This is a genomic window from Dietzia sp. HMSC21D01 (assembly GCF_001815995.1).
Lineage (GTDB): Bacteria > Actinomycetota > Actinomycetes > Mycobacteriales > Mycobacteriaceae > Dietzia > Dietzia cinnamea.
Genome location: NZ_KV823664.1, coordinates 1 through 11,154, shown reverse-complemented (window position 1 = coordinate 11,154; position 11,154 = coordinate 1). Strand labels below are relative to the sequence as shown.

Here is an 11,154-nt window from a genome sequence, read left to right as displayed (position 1 = left end):
GCGGGCGGCCCCGGATCCATGACGCAGGATCCGGGGCCGTCGGTTCTCGGGACCAGGTCAGTCTGCCGGGTGGGCGTCGATCACTCCTTGACGAAGGCCCCGTCGTACAGGACGGTCGAGGACAGGGTCGGGGTGAGGCCACCGACGGTGTCGGCGACGGCCACGTACTGCTCGGCGTTGGCCATCACGGTGAAGGGCTGCACCTCGTTGAAGACCTCCTGGAGTCGCGTGAGCGCGGCCTTCTGGGCGTCGAGGTCACCGGCGGCCTTGAGCTCGTTGACCGCGGCGGTGAGCTCGGGGTCGTCGATGCCGGTGAGGTTGGTCGCGCCACCGGGGAGCATGCCGCTGGCGAACGCGGCCGCCGGGTCGGCGTCCGAGGTGGCCAGGCCGCCGATCACGATCTCGTAATCGCCGGTGAACTGACGGGCGGTGACCTGGGAGACAGGGGCGTTGTCGATCACGACGTTGAACCCGGCCGCGTCCAGCAGGGCCTTGGCGACCACGCCGGCCTCGATGTTCTCGGGACCGTCGGAGATGAGCATGCGCAGCTCACCGTTCCAGTCGGGGCGGTCGGCCTTGAGTTCGGCGACCAGCGACTTGGCCTTCTCGGCGTCGAAGACCGGGCCTTCCTGGCCGTCGTACAGACGGGAGGAGTCGGCGATGAGAGCGGAGGTCGGCTGACCCTCACCGTCGTACAGGCGCTGGTTCCACAGGTCGCGGTCCAGGGCGGCCGCCACGGCCTGGCGGGCGCGGACGTCGGTGAGGATGCCGTCGTAGCCGGCCTTGCCGGAGTTCATGTTGATCACCGAGCCGGAGCTGATGATCTCCTCGAAGCCGCGGACGTCGTCGTTCTGGGCCATGTTCACGAACTTCGCACCACGCAGGAAGCCGACCTGGACCTCGCCGGTCTGGAAGGCGTCGTACGTGCCCTGCGACCCGGGGATCCGGATGAACTTCAGGGTCGGGCAGACGGGGCCGCCGTAGTAGTCGGGGTTGGGCTCGAGCACCGTCTCCTGGTCGGGGACGTAGTTGGCGACGGTGAACGCGCCGGCGCCGATCGGGTTGCGGGACCACTCCTGCGGGTCGGCGGCCTCGTAGGCGGCCTGGGGGATGACCTCGCCGACGGTGCCGGCGAGGGTGATCGGGAAGCCGGCCCACGGATCGGCGAGCGTGAACTCGACCGTGAGCGGGTCGACGGCGCGGACGTCGGAGATCTGCATAGCCTCGGTCATCGCGACCGATCGGGTGGCGGGGTCCTTGTGCAGGCCGACGGTGAACACGACGTCCTCGGCGGTGAGCGGGTCCCCGTTGGAGAAGGTGACGCCGTCGCGGAGCTTGAGGGTCCACACGGTGTTGTCGTCGTTGGCCTCGAGGGACTCGGCGAGCTTGGGCTCGAACTCCTCGGCCTCGGGGTTCCACACCATGAGCCGGTCGTAGACGGCCGCGGACTGGGCGCCGCCGCGGACGCCGTACTGGCCCTGGCCGGGCGCGAACGACGGGAGCATGGAGAACTCGCCGACGGTGATGGTGCCGCCCGCCAGGTCCTCGGTGCAGCGCTCGGACTGGTCGGGGGCCTGGCCCTCGGCGCCGCCGGCGGCGGACGTGGACTCGTCGCCGCCTCCGCCACACGCGGACAGGGTCAGGGCGGCGGCCGCGAGGACGGCCATGGCGCCGGTGGTGCGCTTCATCGGTTCTCCTGGAGGGGGTGGTGGCACGCGACCTGGTGGCCGGGCGCGATGGTGGTGAGCGGGGGACGTTCGGCGGCGCAGAGCTCGGTGGCCCGGGGGCACCGGGTGCGGAACCTGCATCCGGACGGGGGGTTCAGGGGCGAGGGCAGCTCGGAGCTGGTCGCGGTGATGGATTCCTCGCCGAGCGTGTCGGCGAGCGTGCCGCCGAGCGTGGGGGCCGAGGAGATGAGCAGCATCGTGTACGGGTGGGCCGGGGCCCGGTACAGGGTCTCGGTGTCGGCGACCTCGCACACCATGCCGAGGTACATCACCGCGACGCGGTCGGCGATGTTGTGGACCACCGACAGGTCGTGGGAGATGAACACCATCGTCAGCTGGTAGCGCTCCTTCATCGCCTCGAGGAGGTTGAGGATCTGCGCCTGCACGGAGACGTCGAGCGCGGAGACGGGCTCGTCGCACACCAGCACCTCGGGCTCCAGCACGAGCGCACGGGCGAGCGCGATGCGCTGACACTGACCGCCGGAGAACTCCGACGGGCGGCGGTCGCCGGCGTGGGCGGGGTCGAGTCCGACCGCCTCGAGGGCGGCGTCGACGCGGCGCCGGATCTCGTCGCGGCCGCCGTCGACGCCCTGGATCTCCAGGCCCTCGGCGACGATGTCGCGGACCTTACGGCGCGGGTTGAGCGAGGAGATGGGGTCCTGGAACACCATCTGGATCCGCTTGCGCGCCTCTTTGAGGGAGGAGCCGGACAGTGCGCACAGGTCCGTGTCGTCGACCATGACGCGCCCGGCCGAGGGGCGCGGCAGCTGCAGCATCGCGCGGCCGAGGCTGGACTTGCCGCAGCCGGACTCGCCGACGAGGGCGAGCGTGGAGCCGCGGGGGACGTCCAGGGAGACGTCGGTGACGGCGTGCACCGTGCCCTTGCGGGTGTGGTACTCGACGGTGACGGCGTCGACGACGAGTTTGGCGTCCGCGGGCCGGTCCGCGGTCTCGGCGGCCGCCGGTCCGGCGAGGTCGGGGGGAGTGACGGTCATGATGCCTCGCTGGCGGTGCGCATGGGGGCGGGGACGGTCGGGTGCAGACAGCCGACGCGGTGGACGGAGAACTCCGCGGTGAGCCCGGGCGTGCCGGTGAGGTCCTCGAGCGGCGGGTCCACGGCCAGGCAGTCGTCGGCCACGCGCGGGCAGCGGGGGGCGAAGCGGCAGCCCGCGGGCATGTCCCGCAGGTTCGGCGGGCGACCCTCGATCACGGTGAGCACGGTGTGCGGCGGCTGGTCCGGGCGCGGGATCGAGTCGAGCAGGGCACCGGTGTACGGGTGCGCGGGCTCGTCGAGCAGCGCGCGGGTGTCGCCGACCTCGAGGAACCGGCCGGCATACATGACGCCGATGCGGTCGGTGTGCTGCGAGACCACGGCGAGGTCGTGGCTGACGAGGATCATCGCCATGTCGGAGTCGGTCTGCAGGCCGTGCAGCAGGTCGAGGATCTCGTGCTGCACGGTGACGTCGAGCGCGGTGGTGGGCTCGTCGGCGATGAGCAGCTTGGGTTCGCAGGACAGCGCGATGGCGATGCCGACGCGCTGGCGCATGCCGCCCGAGAGCTGGTGCGGGTACTCGTTCAGCCGGGTCCTGGGCGACGGGATGCGTACGCGGGTGAGCATCTCGACGGCGCGGTCGGCCGCGTCCTTGCGGCTCAGGCCCAGGTGGTGGCGCAGCGGGTCGATGATCTGCCGACCGATGGTCCGGATGGGGTTGAGCGAGGTCAGCGGATCCTGGAAGACCATGGCGATCTCGCGACCCCAGAACTTCTGCGCGTCACGACGGGTGAGCGACAGCACGTCGCGGCCGTCGAAGCGGACCGTCGAGGACGGATCGACCCGTGCGGAGGACGGGGCGATGCCCATGATCGACCGGACGAGCATCGACTTGGCCGACCCCGACTCGCCCACGATGCCGATCGTCTCGCCGCGACGCAGTGAAATGTCGACCCCGTCCACGGGCGTGATGCGACCCGCCGGGGTGTCGATGTGGGTGCGCAGGTTCCGGACCTCGAGTAGCAGGTCCGTGGTCCCGGGCCCACGTGGTGGTGCGGCGGCGATGGCGGCCTCCTGGTGTGAGTACCAGCTCTAAGACATGTTCTTAGAACGTGTTGCTGTGACGAGTATCACGAACTAGTGTGGCTGCGTCAAGGCGATTAAGTAACCGCCTCATGCGGTGTCTGAACGAAGGGGCCTCCCACGTGCTCAGGTTCATTGGCGAACGCGCTCTGCACGCGGTCGTCGTCGTCATACTCGCCGCGATCGGCGCATTCTTCCTGATGGAGGCCGTCCCCGGTGACGCCGCGGCCTCGGCCGTCGGCTCGGGCGCCACCGAGGAGCAGTACCTGGCAGCCAGGGAGGAGCTGGGTCTCGACGATCCGCTGGCGGTCCGCTTCGCCGACTGGGCGGGCAGCACGCTCTCGCTCGATCTCGGCAACTCGCTCATCCAGCCCAACCAGCCCGTCACCGAGATGATCGGCAACGCCCTGCCGGTGACCATCCAGCTCGCGTTCCTGTCGATCATCCTGTCGCTGGCGATCGCCGTGCCGGTCGCGGTGTGGTCGGCCTACCGTCGCGGCGGGGTGTTCGACCAGGTGGCCTCGATCGTGGCGTTCGCGTTCATCTCGGTGCCCAGCTTCGTGGCCGGCCTCCTGCTCATCTACCTGCTGGTGTTCAACCACTCGTTCGCGCAGCAGCTCATCCTCGGCCTCGCCGCCGTGGTCGGGCTCGCGGTGGCGCTGTCGCCGCTGGGCCGCAGGGGTGATCCCGGGGCGCCCGGCGTCATGTGGGGCCGGGCGCTCATCGCCGGCCTCGCCGTGGGCGGGGTGCTCGCGTTGATCGCCACGTTCCTGCCCGAGTTCCCGCGCCAGGGCTACGTGCCGCTGGACGAGGGGCTGGGGGAGAACCTGCGCAGTATCGCGCTGCCCGCCCTCACCCTGGCGCTCATGGAGGTCGCGATCTTCACCCGCGTCCTGCGCACCGACATGATCTCGACCCTGCAGCAGGACTTCGTCCTCTCGGCGCGCGCCAAGGGCATGCCCACCGGGCACGTCCTGGTCAAGGAGGCCCTGCGGCCGTCGACGGTCTCCATTATCACCCTCGCCGGCATCAGCCTCGGTCGCCTCATCGGCGGCACGGTGGTGGTCGAGCGGCTGTTCAACCTGCCCGGGATGGGCACGATGATCGTCGACGCCGTGCAGAACGACAACCTTCCCGTGGTGCTCGGTGGCGTCATCGTCATCGCCGCCTTCTACGTCCTGGTCAACATGACCGTGGACGTCGCCTACGCACTCATCGACCCGAGGATCCGCCGTGGCTGACATCGATACGACCCATCCGCGCGGCGCGTCCCCCGCGACCGCGACCGCGACCGTCGCGGCGGACGCACCCGCCCGGCGTAAGCTCCGGCTGCCCAAGCTCTCCGGCCTCGGCACGTGGGTGGCGCTCGCCTGGACCGTCCTCATCGTGCTGGGCGCCCTGATCGTCGACGTCCTGCCCCTGGGGGAGGCGCGCGACCCCGCGCTCGCGCTCATGACGCCGTCCCTGCTCCCGCCGGACCTGGCGTCGGACCACCCGCTGGGCACCGACCGTCAGGGTCTCGACATCCTCGGCGGCCTGCTCTACGGCGCCAGGGTCTCCATCACCGTGGGTATCGGCGGCGTCGTCATCGGTGGTCTGATCGGCGGCGCGCTCGGTCTCATCGCCGGCTACAAGGGCGGCTGGGCCGACCGCGTCGTGTCCATCATCAGTGACGTGCTGCTCGCGTTCCCGTCCCTGATCCTGCTCATCGCGATCATCACGGTCCTCGAGCCGACACTGCTCAACGTCACGCTCGCCCTGGGTGTCATGGTGGTGCCCTCGTACGCGCGTCTCGTGCGCGCCAACGCCATGAGCTTCGCCGGCCGCGAGTTCGTCACGGCCGCCCGCTCGCTCGGCGCCGGCGAGATCCGCATCATGTTGCGCGAGGTGGCCCCGAACATCGTGGCGCCCGTGCTGTCCTACAGTTTCATGCTGGTCGCGGTGCTCATCGTGGCCGAGGCGTCGCTGAGCTACCTGGGACTGAGCATTCCCCGCCCCGAACCGACCTGGGGCAACATGATCAGCGCCGGCCAGCCCGACTTCGAGCGGTATCCCTACCTCGTAGGTATCCCGGCGTTCGTGCTGTTCCTCACCGTCCTGAGCTTCAACCAGCTGGGCGAGGCGGCCGGCCGCAAGTGGAGCCCCGGCGCGGCCAAGATCTGATCCGAACCGCCGGCCCGCCCGGGGCCGGCCGACTCGGCCGTGACGCAGTCGGTCGAGGATGAAGGCGTGGAGGAGTGGGTCCGATGGAGCGGACGAACGAGGTCCCGGACGACGCCGGGGCGAACGGCGCCTCCCAGACCAGGGACGCCAAGACGGCGATGATCGAGATCGCCGAGAAGCTGATCGGGGAACGCGGCCTCGACCGCGTGTCGATGCGCGACGTCGCGACGGCCGCCGGGCAACGGAACAACTCGGCGGTGCAGTACCACTTCGGGGGCCGGGACGGGCTCATCCGGCAGGTGCTGCGGCGCAGGCTGACCGCCCTGGACTCGGTGCGGCAGCAGCGGCTCGCCGAGATCGACGAGCACGGCCTGGGCACGGACCTCGCCTCGCTGGTGCGGGTCCTGTTCGAGCCGATCGTCGAGCTGTTGCGGGCGTCGCCGGACGCCACCCACTACGCGCGCTTCCTGCAGCGGGTTGGTCCGGTGATGGGCCCGGAGGCGCCGGAGGTGCGGCTGCGCACGGCAACCGACGACGTGGTGGTGCGGCTCATCGACGTGTGTTCACACCTGCCGCGGCGGGTGGCGTTCGAGCGGATCGATCTGGCCACGCAGATGTTCACCGGCGCGCTGGCGGTCTACGAGGACCGTCGCGACGCCAGCAGCACGGTGGTCAACACCGACTTCGAGAAGGTCGTGGCCCACCTCTACGACATGATCGAGGCGGCGCTGCGGGCCGGGCAGGGCTCGGCCGGGCAGGGTGCGTCCGGGCAGGGTTCGGCCGCCCTCGGCTCACATGTCGCGAACGCAGCGGAAGCCGAGGTTGGCGGTCGCTGACCCGGCCGTGTTGGCCGACCGCGCCGCCACCCGGTAGCGGTAGCAGTACGAGTCGTGGCACAGGTAGGACCCGCCATTTGGCGGCCCCCGGGGTGCCGCCAGTCCGCCCCGCGCACGGCCACCCACCACGGCGTGGTGTCGAGCCGGTGGAGGACGTCGGCGGGGTCGGCCTCGACGGCGAGGTGGAACACCGGGGACACACCCATCCGCTCGGCCTCGGTGACATACCCCGTGTCCTTGCAGAAGGTGGCGAACTGCGCGTTCGACACCGCGCACTCGTCCATCCGGAACGAGCGGACGCTCACTTCGCGCGGGCGCGCGGCAGGACGCCCGCCGGTTCAGACGCGACCGCGTAGGAGTTTGCGGAAGTACACGACGGGCTGGACGAACCGGTCGAACGCGTACGTGGTCCGCCGTGGCACGGTGACGTCGATCCCGCGCACCGAGGGGGCCGGCCGACCGTCCCGGTCGTGCTCGTCGAGCACCAGCCGGTTCCCGCTCACGGCGACGGGGATGACCGTGTAGCCGTCGTACTCCCGTAACGTCCCACCGTCGCGGGCGGCGCGGAGATTGTCGGCCACCACGCCGACCTGCGCGCGCAGCGCGCCACCTGACGGGCGTGTGCCGACCGTCGCGGCGTCACCCAGGCCCCACACCGTGTCGACGCGCGAGTGGCGCAGGGTGCCCGGGTCGACATCGACCAGGGCGGCGACGTCGTCGGTGGCGAGCCCCGAGTCGGCGACGAACCGGGGCGCACGGGTGTGCGGGGTGACGTAGGCCAGGTGGACGTCCTCGATGGCCGCGGGCGTCGGGCCGTCCACCGACACCGTGCGGGAGTGGTGGTCCACGGAGTCGACGCGTGACTGCTCGTGAACGGTGATGCCGTACTGCTCGATGAACGGGCGCAGCCTCCGGTCGGCGTGCTCGAGCCCGAGGAGCCCGCGGAACGGGGTCACGAGGTGCACGTCGATACGGTCGAGGACGCCCTCGCGCCGCCAGCGGTCACATGCCAGGAACATCGCCTTGAGCACGGTCCCACCGCAGGAAGCGGGTTCGGGCGGAACCGAGAACACCACCGTGCCCTCACGGACGCGGACCAGGGCGGCGCACGCCCGGCCGGCGTACTCGGGTACGTGCGCGGACACCGCCCACCCGTCGACGTAGCCCTCCCGCAGTCCCGGGATCGCGTCCCAGTGCGGGGTCAGGCCGGGGCACAGAACGAGGTCGCGGTAGCCGACGGTGGCTCCCGTGTCGAGGGTGACCGTGCGTTCGGCCGGGTCGACACGGGTCACCGCCCGGGGGAGGAGATCCACGCCGTCGGGGATGACGGTCGCCATCGGTCGTTCGTACCGGGACATACGGGCCCGCCCGGCCGCCGCGTAGTTGAGCATCGGCCGGTACCGGTGCACGGGGCTCGGGTCGATGAGCGCGACGCTGCGTATGCCGTCGCGCCTGAGGCGGGCGGCCAGGGAGACCCCGGCGTTGCCCGCCCCGACGATCACGGTGTCGAACGCGGCGGGCATGGCGTCAGAACACTTCGAACGCGTAGCCGACGAGGCCGATGACGACGAGGAGAACGACGACGGCGATGACCGCGATCCACACGTAAGCGCTCTTGTTGCCCGGCTGGGGTGTCGGGCTCTGCTGTTCCGTCGGGCCCTGCTTGCTGGTGGCGCTGTCCGACTGCAACGAGGTGGAGTCGGAGTCCGGCGTGATGCCGGCTGGGGCCGCGCCGTGGCTGTCCACGTCGGGGCTCTGCGAGGGGTCGGGGTCTGACGGTCGGGCGTTGGCCATGAGGCACCTCTCGATCGACTGGAACCCACACGTTAGGGGCTCGTCGCATGGCCTTCCACCGGTCGACCACCCGTGAGCACCACGACCCCCGGCCCGGCGCCCGCCGCGAGGGCACCCAGGACGTCCGCCACCGACCAGGCGGTGATCGCGGACGTGCGGCCGCCGGAGTCGGGGTCGACGGAGTTCTCGAACTGCAGCTCGTAGCGGCCCACCGGCGACTCCCACTCGACGACGTGGCGGGTGCGTCCGACGTCCGGGTCGGCGACCACGATCACCTCGGTCCGGTCCAGGCCGAGGGTGGCCAGCGCGAGCGCGACGGACGCGTTGGAGGTGCGCGGGAACTCGAGCGCCGCCTGGCGGGCCGAGCCGCGGAACACCTCGCGAGGCTCGGTGAGCTGCTCGTCGACGTCCAGGGCCGTGGGTCGCTTGATCGTGTAGTGGCGGACCGTGGCATCGGAGGTCCCGGCGCGGGCGGCCGCCGCGAGGACGTCGAGTCCCCCGATGGCCCCGGCCGGTACGAGCACACGACCGGCGCCCGGTGTTCCGGCGAGGAGGTCGCGGGGGTCGTCGTGGCGGGCGAACACGCCGCACGAGCACACCACGATGTCCGTTCCGGTGGCGGTGACCCTCGGGATGTACTCCGCCGCCGCATCGACGCTGCCGGCCTCCACCACCACGTCAGCCGCGTCGATGGCGGTCTTGATCTCGCTCTCCGTGCTGTTCGAGCGGAGCACGGTGCCGAGTCTCGCACCCGGGACCCGGCCCTGCTCGAGCGCCTCGATGACGGCGCCGCCGATCGCGCCGGCGCCGACGACCGCCACCTCCAGTTCCGCGGGTGTCGGACGGGTCGGGGACGAGGGGAGAGGGGGCATGGCCCTGACCGTACCCAGCCACGAACGGGCCCGCTCTTCTGCGAAGCCGTGAACCGGATCGGAGATCAGACGAGCCGGATGTCGTCGCGTTCGCGGATCGTGCCCGGAGTGAGAGAGCGCAGGTAGGCCCCGAACTTCGAGCCGTTCTCGCGGGCCAACGACCGCAGGATGCCGCGATCGCGAGGCAGGTCGGCCTCGTCGACGGCGAGGCGCCGGTAGTGCTCGTGGTCGTCCGCCGGCCGGCGCGGATGCAGGCTGACCCGACGACCCAGCGCGGCCGAGAGCAGCTCGTGCACCCGGTCGTCGACGTAGCGGGCGTGGAACTGCAGCAGTTCCACCCACTTCTTGGCGCTGCGGAGCTCGCCGGCGTCCTCGTCCCTGATCACCCAGCCCCGGTCGCCGGGCAGGCCCCAACGCTCGGTTACCGCGGTCTCGGTGACGCGATCGCCGCGCATCGACTTCACGGGGTAACGCCACAGCTCCGAGACCGTTCCCACTCGCATGAACGCCACCTTAGCCCCGCTGATTCACGGAGCGTGAGGTCTGCTGCTGTCGGGTGACGGCGGGATCGAATTCGTGGGTGGGCGTGCAGGAGTGCCGGCTGGCGCTGCCGGTGGGCGGGTCTCCGGTGGTGCTGTCGAGTGCGGGCGGGTGGGATCAGGCGGGTTTGGGGATCGCGGCGATTGTGTTGAACACGGCGACGATGGCGGTGGCCCAGGGCCACGTTTCGGGGATCTTCACTTTTCGCCGTCGTCCGCTACGAGTCAGCCGGGCTGCCACGTGCAGGAAGCGGTAGCGCAGCGCTTTGGGCTCGCACAAGGCCAGAACTGCTGCGTCGCCGGTACAGGCCAGCATCCGAGTCCAGGCCACCAGGTCAGCGGCGAGCATCACCGCCACCAACCAGGCCTGGTTGACCGTGAATTCCCGCGAAGGCAGACGGCCCAGCCCGGTGTCTTTGGCGTGTCGGATCCGGTCCTCGACCCGCGCGTGAGCCCGGTGTCTGGCCTCGAGGAATTGGAGCTGGCCGGTGGCGGTGTTGGTGACAAACGCCTGGTAGCGCCACCCGTCGATCTCCTCAAACATCGATAATTGGGCACCGGGGTGGGGCCGCTCGCGGCGGACGATCACCCGCATCCCCCGCCGGCCACTTGGCGAGCATCCCGGGGCTGAGAAAGCCGGTCAGTTCGGCAACCTCGGCCCCGTCTCGGATGTCGCCGGAGGGATTCAATGCCGGCCCCCACGCAGCCTCTGGGCAGATCGCGATGGCCCGGCGTAGCGGGGCGGTGATGGAGAAGCCGACCGAGTACTCCACACGTCGACCGCGGATGCGGTTCTGTTCGGTGATCCAATCCAGCAGGTCATGGGAGGCGCCTGCACCGTCGGATCGAATCAGCAGGTCACGGCGGTGAGCGGCGGGGATCTGCGCGATCGCTTGGCCCAGGACGTCGATGTGGTCGGCAGCGGTGTTTGACCCGGCGTTGCCCGGGCGCAGGCTCGCGGCGAGGAACTCTTCTGTGTTGTCGCACCACACGCCGATCGGGTGGTACCCGAACGTGCGCTTGTACGTCGGCGCGGCGTTCTCCTTCTCGCTGTGGGTGACCACGATGGTGGCGTCCACATCGAGCACGACCGTCGACCCAAGGTCTCGACCTGCACATTTGGATGCGGGCACCCCGCCCGGCAGGTGG

13 protein-coding genes and 1 pseudogene are annotated in these 11,154 nt (G+C 70.7%); 3 read left to right on the top strand and 11 right to left on the bottom strand.

Going from position 1 to position 11,154, the window contains the following annotated elements; all coding sequences use genetic code 11:
• Positions 1 to 80: 80 nt before the first annotated feature.
• Genes HMPREF3086_RS01690 through HMPREF3086_RS01680 form a run of 3 tightly spaced genes read right to left on the bottom strand, consistent with a single transcriptional unit; the run spans position 81 to position 3,681 of the window.
• Positions 81 to 1,688: an ABC transporter substrate-binding protein gene (locus HMPREF3086_RS01690; RefSeq protein WP_061229902.1), complete on the bottom strand. Its 1,608-nt coding sequence runs from the start codon at positions 1,686 to 1,688 to the stop codon at positions 81 to 83.
• Complete coding sequence (locus HMPREF3086_RS01685; RefSeq protein WP_070719850.1) at positions 1,685 to 2,722, bottom strand: ABC transporter ATP-binding protein; 1,038 nt, start codon at positions 2,720 to 2,722, stop codon at positions 1,685 to 1,687. The genes HMPREF3086_RS01690 and HMPREF3086_RS01685 overlap by 4 nt, the downstream gene beginning before the upstream one ends.
• Positions 2,719 to 3,681, bottom strand: coding sequence for an ABC transporter ATP-binding protein (locus HMPREF3086_RS01680; protein ID WP_061229900.1), 963 nt, complete (start codon positions 3,679 to 3,681; stop codon positions 2,719 to 2,721). Before HMPREF3086_RS01680 ends, HMPREF3086_RS01685 begins: the two co-directional genes overlap by 4 nt.
• Positions 3,682 to 3,923: 242 nt before the next feature.
• Here HMPREF3086_RS01680 and HMPREF3086_RS01675 point away from each other — a divergent pair, with 242 nt between their 5' ends.
• The 3 genes from HMPREF3086_RS01675 (at position 3,924) to HMPREF3086_RS01665 (ending at position 6,800) form a co-directional block, all read left to right on the top strand.
• On the top strand, positions 3,924 to 5,042 hold the full coding sequence (locus tag HMPREF3086_RS01675; protein ID WP_061229899.1) for an ABC transporter permease: 1,119 nt from the start codon (positions 3,924 to 3,926) through the stop codon (positions 5,040 to 5,042).
• Positions 5,035 to 5,964, top strand: a complete 930-nt coding sequence (locus HMPREF3086_RS01670; protein ID WP_061229898.1) for an ABC transporter permease — start codon at positions 5,035 to 5,037, stop codon at positions 5,962 to 5,964. Before HMPREF3086_RS01675 ends, HMPREF3086_RS01670 begins: the two co-directional genes overlap by 8 nt.
• Positions 5,965 to 6,047: 83 nt before the next feature.
• Positions 6,048 to 6,800 (top strand): TetR/AcrR family transcriptional regulator, encoded by a 753-nt coding sequence (locus tag HMPREF3086_RS01665; protein WP_061229907.1) that lies wholly within the window; start codon positions 6,048 to 6,050, stop codon positions 6,798 to 6,800.
• On the opposite strand, the gene HMPREF3086_RS19835 is transcribed toward HMPREF3086_RS01665, so the two are convergent.
• The 8 genes and pseudogenes from HMPREF3086_RS19835 to HMPREF3086_RS19750 all read right to left on the bottom strand — a co-directional run.
• Positions 6,756 to 6,926, bottom strand: a complete 171-nt coding sequence (locus HMPREF3086_RS19835) for an SUMF1/EgtB/PvdO family nonheme iron enzyme (protein WP_311201299.1) — start codon at positions 6,924 to 6,926, stop codon at positions 6,756 to 6,758. The two genes, HMPREF3086_RS01665 and HMPREF3086_RS19835, sit on opposite strands and share 45 nt — an antisense overlap.
• Before the next feature lie 12 nt (positions 6,927 to 6,938).
• Positions 6,939 to 7,084 (bottom strand): annotated as a pseudogene (locus HMPREF3086_RS19400) (formylglycine-generating enzyme family protein); the annotation flags it as partial.
• 54 nt (positions 7,085 to 7,138) lie between these two features.
• On the bottom strand, positions 7,139 to 8,323 hold the full coding sequence (locus HMPREF3086_RS01660; protein ID WP_061229897.1) for an NAD(P)/FAD-dependent oxidoreductase: 1,185 nt from the start codon (positions 8,321 to 8,323) through the stop codon (positions 7,139 to 7,141).
• Between the two features lie 4 nt (positions 8,324 to 8,327).
• On the bottom strand, positions 8,328 to 8,594 hold the full coding sequence (locus tag HMPREF3086_RS01655) for a DUF6480 family protein (protein WP_061229896.1): 267 nt from the start codon (positions 8,592 to 8,594) through the stop codon (positions 8,328 to 8,330).
• Between the two features lie 32 nt (positions 8,595 to 8,626).
• Positions 8,627 to 9,466: an aspartate dehydrogenase domain-containing protein gene (locus HMPREF3086_RS01650; protein WP_244881756.1), complete on the bottom strand. Its 840-nt coding sequence runs from the start codon at positions 9,464 to 9,466 to the stop codon at positions 8,627 to 8,629.
• 65 nt (positions 9,467 to 9,531) lie between these two features.
• Positions 9,532 to 9,969, bottom strand: a complete 438-nt coding sequence (locus tag HMPREF3086_RS01645; RefSeq protein WP_083324225.1) for an MOSC N-terminal beta barrel domain-containing protein — start codon at positions 9,967 to 9,969, stop codon at positions 9,532 to 9,534.
• Positions 9,970 to 10,123: 154 nt separating this feature from the next.
• Positions 10,124 to 10,549: a transposase gene (locus tag HMPREF3086_RS19755; protein WP_256386761.1), complete on the bottom strand. Its 426-nt coding sequence runs from the start codon at positions 10,547 to 10,549 to the stop codon at positions 10,124 to 10,126.
• Positions 10,542 to 11,154: transposase (locus tag HMPREF3086_RS19750; protein WP_256386760.1), on the bottom strand; the 613-nt coding region annotated here is incomplete at its 5' end. The genes HMPREF3086_RS19755 and HMPREF3086_RS19750, both read right to left, overlap by 8 nt.